This window comes from Streptomyces sp. Je 1-332 (assembly GCF_040730185.1).
Classification (GTDB): Bacteria; Actinomycetota; Actinomycetes; order Streptomycetales; family Streptomycetaceae; genus Streptomyces.
The window spans coordinates 5,224,791-5,243,018 of the sequence record NZ_CP160402.1; the positions used below are offsets into that span (position 1 = coordinate 5,224,791).

The 18,228-nt window shown below is 70.4% G+C and carries 3 protein-coding genes; all 3 read left to right on the plus strand.

All coding sequences use genetic code 11. The annotated features are described in order from the left end of the window. Positions 1-41: 41 nt before the first annotated feature. The 3 genes from ABXJ52_RS23815 (at position 42) to ABXJ52_RS23825 (ending at position 18,187) form a co-directional block, all read left to right on the plus strand. Entirely contained in the window at positions 42-10,679 is a 10,638-nt protein-coding gene (locus ABXJ52_RS23815; RefSeq protein WP_367044709.1) for a type I polyketide synthase, read from the plus strand. 68 nt (positions 10,680-10,747) lie between these two features. After that, positions 10,748-17,305 carry a thioester reductase domain-containing protein gene (locus ABXJ52_RS23820; protein WP_367044710.1) on the plus strand — a complete coding sequence of 2,186 codons (6,558 nt, stop codon included), beginning with the start codon at positions 10,748-10,750 and terminating at the stop codon, positions 17,303-17,305. Between the two features lie 114 nt (positions 17,306-17,419). After that, on the plus strand, positions 17,420-18,187 hold the full coding sequence (locus tag ABXJ52_RS23825; RefSeq protein WP_367044711.1) for an alpha/beta fold hydrolase: 768 nt from the start codon (positions 17,420-17,422) through the stop codon (positions 18,185-18,187). Positions 18,188-18,228: the final 41 nt, after the last annotated feature.

Below are 18,228 nucleotides of genomic sequence, written 5' to 3' on the forward strand. Positions count from 1 at the left end.
CGTCCATCACGAGCCACACCGCGTCGGGGAGCTGAGATCAAGTGGCGAACGAGCAAGAACTCCGGGATTACCTCAAGAAGGCCATCAGCGATGCGCGGGACGCGCGTAAGCAGCTGCGCGAGGTGCAGGAGAAGGCCCAGGAGCCGATCGCGATCGTCGGCATGGCCTGCCGCTACCCCGGTGGTGTCACCACCCCCGAGGCGCTGTGGCAGCTGGTGTCCGACGGCACCGATGCCGTGAGCGGGTTCCCGGACAACCGTGGCTGGGACCTGGATGCCCTCTATGCCACGGACCCGGACGAGGCGGGCACCAGTTACGCCCGTGAGGGCGGCTTCCTGCACGACGCCGACCTGTTCGACCCGGAGTTCTTCGGGATGTCCCCGCGGGAGGCGCTCGCGGTGGACCCGCAGCAGCGCCTGCTGCTCGAGACCACCTGGGAAGCGTTCGAGCGGGCGGGCATCGACCCGGCCACGGTGCGCGGCAGCCGTACCGGTGTCTTCACCGGGCTGATGTACAACGACTACGGTTCGCGGCCCGACCTGCCCGCCGAGGGCAACGAGGGCTATCTCTTCAGCGGCAGCGCGGGCAGCATCGCCTCGGGCCGGCTCGCCTACACCTTCGGCCTCGAGGGTCCGACGGTGACGGTGGACACCGCCTGCTCGTCGTCCCTGGTGGCCCTGCACCTGGCCGCGAACGCGCTGCGCAACGGAGAGTGCGACCTCGCCCTGGCCGGGGGCGCCGCCGTGATGTCCACGCCGACCGCGTTCATCGAGTTCTCCCGGCTGCGGGGTCTGTCCGTGGACGGGCGTTGCAAGTCGTTCGCGGCGGGTGCGGACGGTACGGGTTGGGCGGAGGGTGTGGGTCTGCTGCTCGTCGAGCGGCTTTCGGATGCTCGGCGCAATGGTCACAACATTCTTGCTGTGGTGCGTGGTTCGGCGGTCAATCAGGATGGTGCGTCCAACGGGTTGACCGCTCCGAATGGTCCGTCGCAGGAGCGGGTGATCCGCCAGGCTCTGGCGAATGCGGGTCTGAGCACTGCGGACGTGGACGCCGTCGAGGCGCACGGAACCGGCACCACCCTGGGTGACCCGATCGAGGCGCAGGCTCTGCTGGCGACTTACGGTCAAAACCGGCCTGAGGACCGTCCGCTGTATCTGGGTTCGCTGAAGTCGAACATCGGGCACGCGCAGGCGGCTGCCGGTGTCGGTGGGGTCATCAAGATGGTGCAGGCGATGCAGCATGGCGTGCTGCCCAGGACACTGCACGTGGATGAGCCGTCGCAGCACATCGACTGGGCGGCGGGCGGTCTGGAGCTGCTCACCGAGCAGATGCAGTGGCCCGAGACCGAAGGGCGTCAGCGCCGCGCGGGAGTCTCCTCCTTCGGCTTCGGCGGCACCAACGCGCATGTCATCGTCGAGCAGGCCCCGGAGGCCGAGGCGGTGCAGGAGCCCGCCGACGAGGTGCGGGCTCCGGCCGTGCTGCCCTGGATTCTCTCCGGCAGGTCGCAGGATGCCGTCGCCGACCAGGCCCGTCGTCTTGTGTCGTACGTCGACGAGCGCCCCGGAACCGAACCGCTCGACGTCGCCTACTCCCTGGTCACCGCCCGTGCGTCGTTTGATCACCGTGCCGTGGTGACGGGCCGCGACCGTGCCGCGCTGCTCGACGGAGTCCGCGCGCTCGCTTCCGGCGGAACCTCTCCCCACGTGGTCCGGGGCAGCAAGGCCACCGGTAAGACCGCGTTTCTGTTTGCGGGTCAGGGTGCTCAGCGGGTGGGGATGGGGTTGGAGTTGTGTGCCGCGTTTCCTGTGTTCGCTGAGGTTTTTGGTGTGGTGGTGGGTGCGTTTGATGCTCATCTGCCGGGGTCGTTGCGTGAGGTGATTGCTTCGGGTGAGGGGTTGGACCGGACGGAGTTCACGCAGCCGGCGCTGTTCGCGGTGGAGGTGGCGTTGTTCCGGTTGCTGGAGTCGTGGGGTGTGCGGCCTGATTTTGTGGCGGGGCATTCGATCGGTGAGCTGGCGGCGGCGTATGTGGCGGGGGCGTTCTCACTGGAGGACGCGGTGCGGCTGGTGGCTGCGCGTGGTCGTTTGATGCAGGCGGCTCCTGAGGGCGGGGTGATGGTCGCCGTCCAGGCGTCGGAGGAGGAGATTCTCGCTTCCCTTGAGGGGCTCGAGGATGTTGTCGGGGTTGCGGCGCTGAACTCTGCTGATTCCGTGGTGATTTCGGGGGATGCGGAGGTGGTGCGCGAGGTCGCGGGGGTGTGGGAGGCGCAGGGCCGCAAGGTGAAGGAGCTGGCGGTCAGTCATGCCTTCCATTCGCCGCACATGGATGGGGTGTTGGAGGAGTTTCGTCGTGTGGCGGGGTCGGTTGAGTACCGGGCTCCGCGGCTGGTGGTGGTGTCCACGCTGACCGGGGTGGCGGCCACTGAGCGGGAGTTGATGTCGCCTGATTACTGGGTGGCCCAGATCCGTGGCACGGTCCGTTTCGCCGATGCGGTGGCCGCGTTGCGGGCGGAGGGTGTTTCCGCGTTCGTCGAGGTCGGTCCGGATGCGGTGCTGACCGCGCTGGCGCAGAGTGTTCTGGCCGGTGAGGACGTGGAGGCTGCGGCGGTGGCGGTTGCGCTGCAGCGCCGCGGCCGCGACGAGGCCCAGGCCCTGGTGAACGGGGTCGGCCGACTGCATACCGCGGGTGTCCGGGTCGACTGGCAGGCCTACTTCGAAGGAAGCGGCGCCCGCCGTACCGATCTGCCCACTTACACCTTCCAGCACCAGCGCTACTGGCTGGATGCGGCCGAGGCCCGGGCCGACGCCGCGGGTCTCGGACTGAACCCCCTCGAGCACCCCATCCTGGGCTCCTTCCTGGGCCTGGCCGACCGCGACGAGTACCTCTTCACCAGCCGTATCTCCCTACGTACGCATCCGTGGCTGGCCGACCACACGGTGGCCGGCACGGTGCTCCTGCCGGGCACCGGTTTTGTGGAGCTGGCCGTACGGGCCGGGGAGCAGCTCGGTGCCGGGCGCCTGGACGAGCTGGCGATGTCCGCTCCGCTGGTCCTGCAGGCCGACGGCGGGGTCCAGGTCCAGGTGGTCCTCGGAGCACCCGACGGCTCGGGCCGGCGGAAGCTGGACATCTACTCGCGGGCCGACGAGAACGGGGGCGTCGACGACGACCCGTGGACGCTGAACGCGAGCGGCGCACTCGCCCCCGCCGAAGCCGACTCCGGTGACGCACTGATGGTGTGGCCACCCGCCGATGCCACCGAGGTCGAACTCGATGGTCTCTACGAGCGGTTGGTGGGGGAGGGCTATTCGTATGGTCCGGGGTTTCGGGGGTTGCGTCGGGTGTGGCGGGGTTCGGTGGAGGGGGAGGTGTTCGCGGAGGTTGTGCTGCCGGAGTCGTTGCGTGGTGATGCGGGTGGGTTCCTGTTGCATCCGGCGTTGTTTGATGCCGCGTTGCACGCGTTGTTGCCGGGTGTGTTGGCTGATGGCGGGCCGGCGTTGTTGCCGTTCTCGTGGTCCGGGGTGAGCGTGCACGCTGTGGGTGCGTCTGTGCTTCGGGTCAAGTTGAGCCTCACCGGTTCTGAAGTGGCTTCGTTGGTGGTGGCCGATGGTGTGGGTGCGCCGGTGGTGACGGTGGAGTCGCTGGTGTTGCGGCCGTTGTCGCTGGAGGCGTTGGGTGAGGCGGGTTCGGCCGGGCGGGAGGGGTTGTTCCGGGTGGACTGGTCTGCGGTGCCTGTGCCTGTGCCTCCAGTGTCTGAGGTTGCGGGGTCGTATGCGGAGCTGTCTTCGGTGGGTGCTGAGGGTCCGGTGCCGGAGGTCGTGCTTTTGCCGGTCTCGGGTTCTGGTGACGCCGATGACCTGGCGGTTGCCGCGCATGGCGCGGTGCGGGGTGTGCTGGGTTCGGTGCAGGGGTGGCTGGCCGATGAGCGGTTCGCCGACTCGACGCTGGTGGTGGCTACGCGTGGTGCCGTCGCTGTGGGGGATGAGCCGGTCACCGATCTGATGCATGCCGGTGTCTGGGGTCTGCTGCGTACGGCTCAGACGGAGAATCCGGGTCGGATCGTTCTGATCGATGTCGATTCGGAGGACGTTCCTGCGGGGCTGGCCGAGTTGGAGGAGCCTCAACTCGCGGTCCGTGACGGCAAGTTTTTCGTTCCGCGGCTTGCTCGCGCGATGTCCGGGGCGGAGGGTGCGGCGCCGGTGCGGTGGGACCAGGGGACCGTTCTGGTCACGGGCGCCACCGGGACGCTGGGTGCCGTACTGGCCCGGCATCTGGTCGTGACCCGTGGTGCGCGCAACCTGCTGCTCGTCAGCCGCCGGGGCGCGCAGGCGCCGGGCGCGATGGAGCTCGAGGCCGAACTGACCGCGCTGGGCGCCCAGGTGACGCTGGCTGCGTGTGATGTCGCCGATCGTGGGGCGCTGGCCGAGTTGCTGGCCGCGATTCCTGCCGAGCATCCCTTGACCGGGGTGGTGCACACGGCCGGTGTTCTGGATGACACCGTTTTCGGTGAGCTGAGTGCTGAGCGTCTGGATGCGGTGTTGCGGCCGAAGATTGATGCGGCGTGGAATCTGCATGAGTTGACGAAGGACCTGGATCTGTCGGCCTTCGTTGTCTATTCGTCCATTGCGGGTCTGATCGGTAACGCGGGTCAGGCCAACTATGCGGCTGCCAACACGTTTCTGGACGCGTTGGCGCAGTACCGTCGTGCGCAGGGGCTGGCCGGTACCTCGCTGGCCTGGGGTCTGTGGGACCAGGCCAGCACCATCAGCGGCAGCCTCGACGACACCGACCTCCAGCGGGTGAAGCGCCTCGGTCTGCGGCCGTTGTCCTCGGTCGAGGGGCTCGACCTGTTCGACGCGGCTGAGGTCACCGGTGAAGCCGTCCTGGCCGTGTCCCGGATCGACACCGCCGCCCTGCGCAGGGGTAACACGGCCCCGCACCTCCTGTTCCGGGGCCTGGTGCCCGCGGTCCGGCGTCGTGCGGACTCCGCCCACACAGGCGGTGGATCCTCGCTGGCCGACCGGCTGGCGCCGCTGTCCGGGGAGGAGCGGGAGCGGGCTCTGACGGATCTCGTACGCACTCATGTGGCCGGAGTCCTCGGTCATGCCGATGCCGGCTCCGTCGATGCGGAACGGGCCTTCCAGGAGCTCGGCTTCGACTCACTCACCGCGGTCGAACTGCGCAACCACCTGAGCAACGCCACCGGTCTGCGCCTGCCCACCACCCTGGTCTTCGACTACCCCAACCCCACCACCCTCGCCACACACCTGCTGACCGGCCTCTTCGGCTCCGAGCAGGAGTCCGCGTCCGCCGCGGTGACGGCGGACGCGGCACACTTCGAGCCGATCGCGATCGTCGGCATGGCCTGCCGTTACCCCGGAGGCGTCTCCTCCCCGGGCGACCTGTGGCGCCTGGTCTCCGAGGGCACCGACGCGATCACCCCGTTCCCCGCCAACCGCGGCTGGGACCTGGAAGGCATCTACGACCCCAACCCGGACCGCACGGGAACCAGTTACGCCCGTGAGGGCGGCTTCCTGCACGAGGCGGACCTGTTCGACCCGGAGTTCTTCGGGATGTCCCCACGTGAGGCACTCGCCACCGACCCGCAGCAGCGCCTGCTCCTGGAGACCGCGTGGGAGACGCTGGAGAACGCGGGCCTGGTCCCCGCCACCCTGCGCGGCAGCCGCACCGGTGTCTTCGCCGGCGTGATGTACCACGACTACGGCTCCCAGCTGACGTCCGTTCCGGAGGACCTGGAGGGCTATCTGGCCAGCGGCAACGCGGGCAGCGTCGCCTCGGGCCGGGTCTCCTACACGCTGGGCCTCGAAGGTCCCGCCGTCACCGTCGACACCGCCTGCTCGTCGTCCCTGGTGGCCCTGCACATGGCCGCGAACGCGCTGCGCAACGGTGAGTGCGACCTGGCCCTCGCCGGCGGTGTCACCGTGATGGCGACGCCGACCTCGTTCATCGAGTTCTCCCGGCAGCGGGGCCTCTCCGCGGACGGCCGCTGCAAGTCCTTCGCCGCGGCTGCCGACGGCACCGGCTGGAGTGAAGGCGTCGGCCTGCTGCTCGTCGAGCGGCTCTCCGATGCTCGGCGCAACGGTCACAACATCCTTGCTGTGGTGCGTGGTTCGGCGGTCAACCAGGATGGTGCGTCCAACGGCCTGACCGCTCCGAATGGTCCGTCGCAGGAGCGGGTGATCCGCCAAGCCCTCGCCAACGCCGGACTCACCACGGCCGATGTGGATGCCGTCGAGGCGCACGGCACCGGCACCACCCTGGGTGACCCGATCGAGGCGCAGGCCCTGTTGGCCACCTACGGTCAGGACCGGCCCGAGGGCCGCCCGCTGTATCTGGGTTCGCTGAAGTCGAACATCGGGCACGCCCAGGCGGCCGCCGGTGTCGGCAGCCTGATCAAGATCATCGAGTCGATGCGGCACGGTGTGCTGCCCAGGACCCTGCATGTCGACGAGCCCACCGGGCACGTCGACTGGGAGGCCGGTGCGGTCGAGCTGCTCACCGAGGCCCGTGACTGGCCCGAGGCGGACCGGCCGCGCCGCGCGGGAGTCTCCTCCTTCGGCATCAGCGGCACCAACGCCCACGTCATCGTCGAGCAGGCCCCGGAGGCCGAAGCGGTGCAGGAGCCCGCCGACGAGGTGCGGGCTCCGGCCGTGCTGCCCTGGATTCTCTCCGGGAAGTCACAGGGTGCGGTCGCCGACCAGGCCCGTCGTCTTGTGTCGTTTGTGGAGGGGAGCCCGGGTGTCGGCGCGCTCGATGTTGGTTTCTCGCTGGCGACGGAGCGTGCGTCGTTTGATCACCGTGCTGTAGTGAGCGGTCGTGATCGTGCGGCGTTGCTGGACGGTGTGCGGGCGTTGGCTGCGGGCACTCCGCATGCGGGTGTGGTCAGTGGTGTGCGGGCCGGTGCGGGCAGGACTGCGTTTCTGTTTGCGGGTCAGGGTGCTCAGCGGGTGGGGATGGGGTTGGAGTTGTGTGCCGCGTTTCCTGTGTTCGCTGAGGTTTTTGGTGTGGTGGTGGGTGCGTTTGATGCTCATCTGCCGGGGTCGTTGCGTGAGGTGATTGCTTCGGGTGAGGGGTTGGACCGGACGGAGTTCACGCAGCCGGCGCTGTTCGCGGTGGAGGTGGCGTTGTTCCGGTTGCTGGAGTCGTGGGGTGTGCGGCCTGATTTTGTGGCGGGGCATTCGATCGGTGAGCTGGCGGCGGCGTATGTGGCGGGGGTGTTCTCGCTGGAGGACGCGGTGCGGCTGGTGGCTGCGCGTGGTCGTTTGATGCAGGCGGCTCCTGAGGGCGGGGTGATGGTCGCCGTCCAGGCGTCGGAGGAGGAGATTCTCGCTTCCCTTGAGGGGCTCGAGGATGTTGTCGGGGTTGCGGCGCTGAACTCTGCTGATTCCGTGGTGATTTCGGGGGATGCGGAGGTGGTGCGCGAGGTCGCGGGGGTGTGGGAGGCGCAGGGCCGCAAGGTGAAGGAGCTGGCGGTCAGTCATGCCTTCCATTCGCCGCACATGGATGGGGTGTTGGAGGAGTTTCGTCGTGTGGCGGGGTCGGTTGAGTACCGGGCTCCGCGGCTGGTGGTGGTGTCCACGCTGACCGGGGTGGCGGCCACTGAGCGGGAGTTGATGTCGCCTGATTACTGGGTGGCCCAGATCCGTGGCACGGTCCGTTTCGCCGATGCGGTGGCCGCGTTGCGGGCGGAGGGTGTTTCCGCGTTCGTCGAGGTCGGTCCGGATGCGGTGCTGACCGCGCTGGCGCAGAGTGTTCTGGCCGGTGAGGACGTGGAGGCTGCGGCGGTGGCGGTTGCGCTGCAGCGCCGCGGCCGCGACGAGGCCCAGAGCCTGGTGAACGGGATCGGCCGACTGCACACCGCAGGTGTCCGGGTCGACTGGCAGGCCTACTTCGAAGGAAGCGGCGCCCGCCGAACCGATCTGCCCACCTACACCTTCCAGCACCAGCGCTACTGGCTGGAGGAGCGGAACACCACCGTCACCGCCACCGGCTCCGCCCTCGGGCACCCGGTCCTTGCCTCGAAGGTCGAACTCGCCGACGACAAGGGCGTGTTGTTCACCGGAGAGATCTCCGTGCACAGCCACCCGTGGCTCGTCGGCCACGCCGTCCTCGAAGACCCGGTCCTGCCCACCGCCGTCCTGGCCGAACTCGCCGTGCGCGCCGGCGACGAACTGGGCGCCGGCACACTGACCGGGCTCACCGTGCACACCCCGGTGGTGCTGCCCCGGAGCAGCGCGATGGAACTCCAGCTCACCGTCGCCCCGGTGGACCGGGCCGAGCAGCACGCCTTCACCCTGCACGCGCGTACGACGGGCGAAGGCAGCCGGTGGACCAAGTACGCCGAGGGCACCCTGGCGGCCGGCAACGGCGTCCCGGAACCCCTGGAAGGCCCGGCCGCCGAGGTCGCGCTCATCGATGAGCTGCACCCGGAGGCGGCACGCTACGGGATCCACCCGGAGCTCCTCGACGCCGTGCTCAGCGCTCCCGAACTCCTCGCGAGCGCGGGCACCGCACCGGCCGGCACCACCCGGGTCGCCGCCGAGTGGCATGACCTACGTCTGCACGCCACCGGCGCCACCGCGGTATCCGTATGGACGGACGTCCTCGACGGGGGCGCCCTCTCCGTCCAACTGTCCGACGCCTCCGGGCAACTGGTCCTGACAGTGCAGCGGCTGGTCTTCCGCGATGTGCCGGACGCCGAGTTCGCCGCGGCCGGTGAGGCGACGCTGCCGCTGTTCCGGCTCGAGTGGGGCGCGACCACCCTGCCCGATCCCGAGACCCCGGTCCGCTGGGGCGTACTCGGTGCCGCCTCGGCCACCGACACCGGCGGGCTCCCCTTCGCGGATGTCGAGACGCTGGCGTCCGCGGTCGAGGCCGGTGCGCCGGTCGACGCCGTACGCCTGTGGGCCCTGCCCGGAGCTGAGGCGGGCGCCGACGTGGTGACCGCGCTGCACTCCCGCACCCACGAAGCCCTGGCCCTGGTCCAGGAGTGGCTGGCCGACGACCGGCTGGCCGGGACCCCGCTGGTCGTGCTGACCCGGGGTGCCGTGACCACCGGCATCGAGGACGTGCCGGACCTCGCGGGCACCGGAGTCCTGGGGCTGCTGCGCTCCGCGCAGGCCGAGGCCCCCGGCCGGATCGTGCTGGTCGACCTGGAGCACCGGCCGGGCGCCACCGACAACGGTGCGACGGCCCTCGCCGGGCCTCTCGCCCCGGTTGTGGCCTCCGTCCTCGCCTCCGGTGAAACCCAGGTCGCGATCCGCAGCGAAAAGCCCTGGCTGCCCAGACTGCAGCGCAGCTGCTCCGGATCGGCGCTGACGGCGGAGTCCACCGTCATCTGGGACCCGGCCGGCACGGTGCTCGTCACCGGCGGAACCGGCACCCTGGGTGCGGCGACCGTCCGATACCTGGTCGCCGACCACGGTGTGCGCCGGCTGCTGCTGCTCAGCACGAGCGGTTCCAGCGCCCCGGGCGCCCGGGAGCTTCGTGCCGACATGGCGGAGCTGGGTGCCGAACTGACCATCATGTCCTGCGACGTGGCGGACCGGCACGCCCTGGCGGCCGCCTTGGCGGCCATTCCGGCCGAGCACCCGCTCACCGGTGTCGTGCACGCCGCGGGCGTCCTCGACAACGGCCTGATCGCCGACCTGACCGCGGACCGCGTCGACGCGGTGCTGCGGCCCAAGGCGGACGCGGCCTGGCACCTGCACGAGCTGACGAAGGACCTGGACCTGTCCGCGTTCGTCCTGTTCTCCTCCAGCGTGGGCGTGATCGGCGGCCCGGGTCAGGCCGACTACGCCGCGGCCAATGCCTTCCTCGACGGTCTGGCGAACCACCGCGCGGCGACCGGACTCGAGGCGACCTCCATCGCCTGGGGCCTGTGGGACGTCGAATCGGGCATCAACGCCGGGCTGGGCGCAGCGGGCCGCAGCCGTTACCGGCGGGAGGGCTTCCGGGAGATCTCCGTGGCCGAGGGCACCGGCCTGCTGGGCGCGGCGCTCATCGACGGCGAGGCCCAGATCGTCGCACTGCCGCTCGACCTGGCGGCCATGCGCGCACACGGCCCGACTGCGCCGGTATTCCACGGACTGGTCGGGGCAGCCCGGCGACGTACCGCCACAGCGGCCGGTGAGGCCGCCGAGACGCTCGGCAACCGCCTCGCGGCCCTGCCCGCGGCGGAGCGGCAGCGAACCCTGCTCGACCTGGTGTGCACCGAGATCGCGGCCGTACTGGGCCACTCGGGCGCCCGCACCATCGACGCCGAACGGCCTTTCCAGGAACTCGGATTCGACTCGATGACCGCGGTCGACCTGCGCAACCGCCTGGTCGCCCTGACGGGACTCCGGCTGCCCGCCACCCTGGTCTTCGACCACCCGAGCCCCGTGGGTCTCACCGGCCATCTGCTGGGTCTGATGGCGCCGGACGTCGCCGAGGAGCCTTCTCCCGCGCTCGCCGAACTGGACCGCCTGGAAGCCGCACTGGCCGACGGGGCCGGGGACGGCGAGGTCCGTACGGCAGTCACCGCGCGGCTGCGGTCGCTGCTGTCCCGGCTCGGCGAGACGGCCGAGGACGAAGGGCCCGGCGTGGCCGCGTTCGAGTCGGCATCGGCGTCGGAGATCTTCGACTTCATCGACACCCAGCTCGGACGTTCCGCGAACTGACCGGGCGGGCGCACCCCGCGCCCGCCCCGCCACTTCGCCCGCATCTAACGAGGAGAGACTCAACCGGCATGGCGAACCAGTCCAATGAAGAGAAGCTGGTCGATTACCTGAAATGGGTGACGGCAGACCTGCACAAGGCGCGTCAGCGGATCACCGAGCTGGAGTCCGGTCAAGGCGAGCCGATCGCGGTCGTCGGCATGGCCTGTCGCTATCCGGGCGGCGTGCGCTCGCCGCAGGACCTGTGGGAGCTCGTCCGTGACGAGGGCGACGCCATCTCCGAGTGGCCGACCGACCGGGGCTGGGACATCGAGGGCCTGTACGACCGAGAACCGGGCAAGGCCGGGAAGTCGTACACCCGCGAAGGCGGATTCCTGGACGAGGCGACCGAGTTCGACGCGGCCTTCTTCGGGATCTCACCGCGCGAGGCCCTCGGCATGGACCCGCAGCAGCGAGTCCTCCTGGAGACCGCGTGGGAGACCTTCGAGAGCGCGGGCATCGACCCGGGCGTCCTCAAGGGCAGCAGAACCGGTGTGTTCGCCGGTGTCGTCGAGCAGAGCTACCTCGACCGCGAGGGGCCCGAAGAGCTCGAGGGCTACCTGATGACCAGCAAGCTCAGCAGTGTGGCCTCGGGCCGCATCGCCTACACCTTCGGCCTGGAGGGACCGGCGGTGTCCATGGACACCGCCTGCTCCTCATCGCTGGTGGCGCTGCACATGGCAGTACAGTCGCTCCGCTCCGGCGAATCGACGCTCGCCCTGGCCGGTGGCGTCACCGTCTCCGGATCGCCCAGCGGATTCGTCGACTTCTCCCGTCAGCGGGGTCTGGCTCCCGACGGCCGTTGCAAGTCGTTCGCGGCGGGTGCGGACGGTACGGGCTGGAGCGAGGGTGTGGGTCTGCTGCTGGTCGAGAAGCTGTCGGATGCCCGGCGCAATGGTCACAACATCCTTGCCGTGGTGCGTGGTTCGGCGGTCAATCAGGATGGTGCGTCCAACGGCCTGACTGCCCCGAATGGTCCGTCGCAGGAGCGGGTGATCCGCCAGGCTCTGGCGAATGCGGGTCTGAGCACCGCGGATGTGGATGCCGTCGAGGCGCACGGCACGGGTACGACATTGGGTGACCCGATCGAGGCGCACTCGCTGCTCTCGACGTACGGACAGGGCCGCCCCGCGGACCGCCCGATGTATCTGGGCTCCCTGAAGTCCAACATCGGCCACTCCGTCGCGGCTGCGGGCGTCGGCGGTGTCATCAAGATGATCAAGGCGATGCAGCACGGTGTGCTGCCCAGGACCCTGCATGTCGACGAGCCCACCGGGCACGTCGACTGGGAGGCCGGTGCGGTCGAGCTGCTCACCGAGGCCCGCGACTGGCCGGAGACCGGCCGGCCGCGCCGCGCGGGGATCTCCGCGTTCGGCGTGAGCGGCACCAACGCGCATGTCGTGATCGAGCAGGCCCCCGCTGTCGAGCCGCGGGCCGACTCCGACGACCCGGCCGCGCGTCTGCTGCCCGCCGTGCCGTGGCTGCTTTCCGGCAAGTCCGACAAGGCACTTCGTGATCAGGCTCGTCGTCTTGTGTCGTTTGTGGAGGGGAGTCCGGGTGTCGGTGCGCTCGATGTGGGTTTCTCGCTGGCGACGGAGCGTGCGTCGTTTGATCACCGTGCTGTAGTGAGCGGTCGTGATCGTGCGGCGTTGTTGGACGGTGTGCGGGCGTTGGCTGCGGGCACTCCGCATGCGGGTGTGGTCAGTGGTGTGCGGGCCGGTGCGGGCAGGACCGCGTTTCTGTTTGCGGGTCAGGGTGCTCAGCGGGTGGGGATGGGGCTTGAGTTGTGTGCCGCGTTTCCTGTGTTCGCTGAGGTTTTTGGTGTGGTGGTGGGTGCGTTTGATGCTCATCTGCCGGGGTCGTTGCGTGAGGTGATTGCTTCGGGTGAGGGGTTGGACCGGACGGAGTTCACGCAGCCGGCGCTGTTCGCGGTGGAGGTGGCGTTGTTCCGGTTGCTGGAGTCGTGGGGGGTGCGGCCTGATTTCGTGGCGGGGCATTCCATCGGTGAGCTGGCGGCGGCGCATGTGGCGGGGGTGTTCTCGCTGGAGGACGCGGTGCGGTTGGTGGCTGCGCGTGGTCGTTTGATGCAGGCGGCTCCTGAGGGCGGGGTGATGATCGCCATCCAGGCGTCGGAGGAGGAGGTCACCGCTTCCCTCGAGGAACACGGTGGCGCGGTCTCCATCGCCGCCGTCAACGGCCCGCGCGCGGTCGTCGTCTCCGGCGACGAGGACGCGGCCGAAGCGGTCGCCGCGCTCTGGCGCGACAAGGGCGCGCGGACCAAGCGCCTCACCGTCAGCCACGCCTTCCACTCCGCCCACATGGACGGCATGCTCGACGACTACCGCGCCGTCGCCGCCTCCCTCACCTACACACAGCCGACCATTCCGGTCGTCTCCACGGTGACCGGCCGCGCGGCCTCCTCGGCCCAGCTCACCTCACCCGAGTACTGGGTGACTCAGGTGCGAGGCGCCGTCCGCTTCCTGCCGGCCGTGCGCACCCTCGAGTCCGACGGCGTCGGCACCTTCCTGGAGATCGGCCCCGACTCGACCCTGAGCGCCCTGGCCGCCGACTGCGTACAAACCTCCGACCCCGTACTGGCCGTGCCCGCCCTGCGCAACGGACAGGCCGAGACCGACGCGCTGATCCGGACGGTCGCAGCGCTGCACAACCGCGGTGTCCGCGTCGACTGGGCCGCCTTCTTCGCCGGCACCGGCGCGCGGGCCACGCCCCTGCCTACCTACGCCTTCCAGCGTGAGCGGTACTGGGTCGGGCCCACCGCCGAGACCACCGACGCCGCCGGGCTCGGACTGCACTCCGGGAACCATCCGCTACTCGGCGCCAAGATCGAACTCGCCGACGGAGAGGGGGCGTTGTTCACCGGCCGCGTCTCGCTGCGCAGCCATCCCTGGCTGGCGGCGCACACCGTGATCGGTACCCCCACGCTGCCCCCGGCCGCACTCGTCGACCTCGTGATGCGCGCGGGCGACGAGATGGGCGCCACCACCGTGGACGCGCTCACCGCGCTCACCCCGCTGGTGCTGCCCCCCGACGCACCGCTCCAGCTCCAGCTCACGATCGGCGCCCCCGACGAGGTACAGCGGCGTGCCTTCACGCTGCACGCGCGCCCGGACGGTGCCGAGGTGCCGTGGACCGTCTACGCGAGCGGTCGGCTGGGCTCCGGTGCGCAGGCCGCGAGGTCCGCCCCCGCCGAGTGGCCGCCCGCCGGCGCCGAACCGGTCGACCTGGACGAGACGCACACGGCAGCGGGCCTGACCGGAGCCTGGCGGCACGAAGGCGAGCTCTTCGCCGAGGTCGCTCTGGCCGAGGACCGCCATGCCGAAGCCGCTGGCTTCGGACTGCACCCGGCGCTGCTCGAAGCGGCCCTGCGCACCGCCGAGCTCACCGGCATGGACGGCGGGTCGATCGCAGGCCGGCGTCACGCCGGCCAGTGGCACGGCGTCCAGTTCCATGCGACGGGTGCCATCGCCGCCCGGGTCCGAGTGACCCCGGCAACCGAGCAGACCGTTGCGCTGCGGCTGGCCGACCGGGCGGGACAGCCGCTGGCCACGGTGCGTGCCGTGACCTCGCGGCCCGTACGCGCCGACGAGGTCGATGCCGTACTGGCCCGCAAGGAGGACGCGCTCTTCCAGGTGGACTGGCGGCCGACCGAACTGCCGGCCCCGGAGCGCCCGCTCGCCCTGGCCACCCTGGGCGTCGAGTACGACTCCGTGGCCTCGGCCGCCGCCGCCATTGCCGCGGGTACCGGCCCCGACGCCCTGCTCGTACGGCAGCGGCCCGTCGGCGACGACGTGGTGGGCTCCCTCCACGCCCGTACCCGGGAAGCCCTCGACCTGGCCAAGGCCTGGTTGTCGGACGAGCGGACCGGCAGCACACCGCTGGTGCTGATCACCCGGGGCGGCGTCGCGACCGGCTCCGAGGACGTTGTGGACCTCGCGGCCTCGGCCGTCTGGGGGCTGTTGCGTTCGGCGCAGTCGGAGGCGCCCGGCCGCATCGTCCTCATCGACGCGGACGGTGCGGACGACGTGGACTACGCAGACGACGTGAACGACGCAGACGCAGGCCTTCCGGCCGAGCTCGCGGCCGCGGTACTGATCTCGGGTGAGCCCCAGACGGCGGTCCGCGACCACCGGATCCTGATCCCGCGGGTGGCCCGTGCGCAGGGGGCCACTCTGGGAACCGGCACCGGCACCGGCACCGGCAGCTGGTCCCCCGACGGCACCGTCCTGATCACCGGCGGCACGGGCAGCCTCGGCTCCCTCTTCGCGCGCCACCTGGTCAAGAAGCACGGCGTCCGTCACCTCCTGCTGCTGAGCAGGCGCGGACCGGATGCTCCGGGTGCGGCGCAACTTCGTGCAGAAATAGCCGGGTTGGGGGCAGATGTCACCATCACGGCGTGTGACACCGCCGACCGCGAGGCGCTGGCCGGGGCGCTTGAGGCCATCCCGGCGGAGCATCCGCTGACGGGCGTGATCCATGCCGCGGGCGTCATCGACGACGGCCTCGTCACCGACCTCACCCCCGAGCGGCTCGCCCACGTCCTGACCCCCAAGGCCGACGCCGCCTGGTACCTGCACGAGCTGACGAAGGATCTGGGCCTCACCGCCTTCGTCCTGTTCAGCTCCATCGCGGGCGTGATCGGTGGCGCCGGCCAGTCCAACTACGCCGCAGCCAACGCCTTCCTCGACGGTCTCGCGGCACACCGCGCCGCCCGTGGCCTCCCGGCCACCTCGGTAGCCTGGGGTCTGTGGGCGCAGGAGTCCGGTATCACCGGCGACCTGGATGCGGCCGACCTGGACCGGATCGCCAGGGCGGGCTTCCGGGCGGTTCGCTCGGACCAAGGCCCCGATCTCCTCGATGTCGCGCTGTCACTGCCCCACCCGGCCCCGGTGGTCACCGAGCTGGACATCGCCGCCATGCGCGAACAGCCGGAGCACACCCCGTTGTTGCTCACCGGGCTGGTCCGCAGGCCGGTGCGGCGCAGGGCCAACAACTCCGAGAGGGGCGCCGAGGACCTGACGGCGGAGCTTGCGGGGCTCGGCGATGAGGAGCAGCTGCAGGCGGTGCTCGAGGTCGTGGGGACGGAGGTCGCCATGGTGCTCGGGCACACCGACGGCCGGTCGGTCGATGCCGACCGCTCCTTCGCCGGGCTGGGATTCGACTCGCTGACGTCGGTCGAACTGCGCAACAGGCTCGGTGCCCACCTCGGCCTGGGCCTGCCGGCCACCCTGGTCTTCGACCACCCCACGCCCCGCGCCATGGCCGCGTATCTGCGCACCGCACTGCTCGGCGCGGCGGACGGCGCCGCCGACGCGGGGGAGACCTCGCGCGGCGAGGTGGACTTCCAGGCGGAGATCCGGCTCGCCGACGACATCCGGCCGGCGGCGGAGGTCGTGCCGTTCGCCGACGATCCGGCCGAGATCTTCCTGACCGGTGCGACAGGATTCCTCGGCGCGTTCCTGCTGCGTGATCTGATGCGGGACACCCGGGGGACGCTGCACTGCCTGGTGCGCGCCTCCGACGAGACGGAGGGGCTGCGCCGGCTGCGCGAGAACCTCGAGTGGTACCAGGTCTGGGACGAGGTGGACCCGAGCCGGCTGAAGGTCGTCGTCGGTGACCTCTCCAAGCCCCGGCTCGGCCTAAGCGAGGACGAGTTCGACGAGCTGGCCCGTACCGCGGACGCCGTCTACCACGCGGGTGCGACGGTGCACTGGCTGCACCCCTTCACCTCCCTGAAAGCGGCCAACGTACGGGGCACCGAGGAGGTTCTGCGGCTCGCGGCGAAGCATCGCACCGTGCCCGTGCACTACCTGTCGACCACCGGTGTCTTCGCGGGGGAACTGGCGGGCGGCGAACCTCTGAAGGTCACCGACACCACCGGACCCGCCGAGGCGCTGCCGAGCGGCTATCTGCAGAGCAAGTGGGTGGCCGAGCAGGTCATCGGCCTGGCCAGGGAGCGCGGGCTTCCGGTGTCCGTCTACCGGGTCGACGTGATCTCGGGCGACCAGGTCAACGGCGCCTGCCAGACGCGCGACTTCGTCTGGCTGAGCCTGCGCGGTCTGGTGCAGGCGGGCGCCGCGCCCACCGGTCTGGTCGGAAAGGTCCACCTGACGCCGGTCGACTACGTGAGTTCCGCGGTCGTCGCCCTGTCCAAGCAGGCGGACGCGGTGTCGGGCACCTTCCATCTCTACAACCAGAGCCACCTGAGCTTCGCCGAGTTCATCGCCGAACTCCGCTCGACGGGCTACCGGTTGGACGAACTGGACTGGAAGGCCTGGAGCACCCTCGTGCGGTCGGACACGGACAACGTGATGCTGCCGCTCCTGGAGGCCTTCGAGATGATGGCCCACGCCAACGAGGCCTTCTACCCTCCGGTCGACACCAGCGTCGCCGAGCTCGCGCTGCGGGGCACCGGAGTCGAATGCCCCGAGATGACTGTCGAGCTCTTCGAGAGGTACGTCGCCTTCTTCGTACGGGCCGGCTTCTTCCCGGAGCCGGATCCGGAGCCGGAGCCGGAGCCGCAGGCCGGCACCGCGGAGCGCGACGAGCTGCCACAGCTCCAGGCGTCCTGACCCGCCCGAAGACCTCCGGGGCCTGACTCTCCGCCCGCCTCTTCACTCCTCACCCTTGTCGACAAGCGGCTGCCCCTGCTCACCCGCAGGGGCAGCCGCTGGAACGGAGCCCTCATGGAAAGCCGCTGGCTGAGGCGGTTCACGCAGACATCCGATGCCGAGCTCCGACTGGTCTGCTTCCCCCACGCAGGAGGCGCGGCCACCGCTTATGTGCCGTTGTCCCGTGCGCTCGCTCCCGCCGTGGACGTACTCGCGGTCCAGTACCCGGGACGACAGGAACGCCGCCTGGAGGCGCCGGCCGCCTCTCTCACGTCGCTGGCCGAGAGCGTCGCGGACGAGCTGATGACCGCCATGGGCACCGGGGTGCCCTACGCCTTCTTCGGCCACAGCATGGGCGCGGCCATCGCCTATGAGACGGCCCTGCGCATCGAGGAGCTGGGCGGGACCATGCCGGTGCGGCTGTTCCTGTCCGGCCGCGGTGCCCCCACCCCGGCGCCGCGCGGAAGTGACCTGGTGCACGACGACGCGGAGCTGATCGAGAAGATCCGGAGTCTCGGAGGCACCGCGACCGGTGTCCTCGACGAGCCCGATCTGCTCGAGATGGTGCTTCCCGCCCTGCGCGCCGACTACGGCATCCTCGGCGGCTATCACTGGAGCCCCCGCCCGCCGCTCGACACACCCTTCACCGTCCTGGTCGGCGATGCCGACCCGGTGGTCGCCACGGCCGATGCACGGGCCTGGCTGGAACACTCCACCGCGCAGGGCGAGTTCCACGTCCTTCCCGGCGGACACTTCTATCTGGACAGCCGGACTGCCGCGGTGGCCGAAGTGATCGGCGCGGCGCTGAGGCGCGTCAAATCCCCGTCGCTACCCGCCAGGTAGCCGGGAACCCGACGACTGGCGACATGGCCCGTACGGGATGA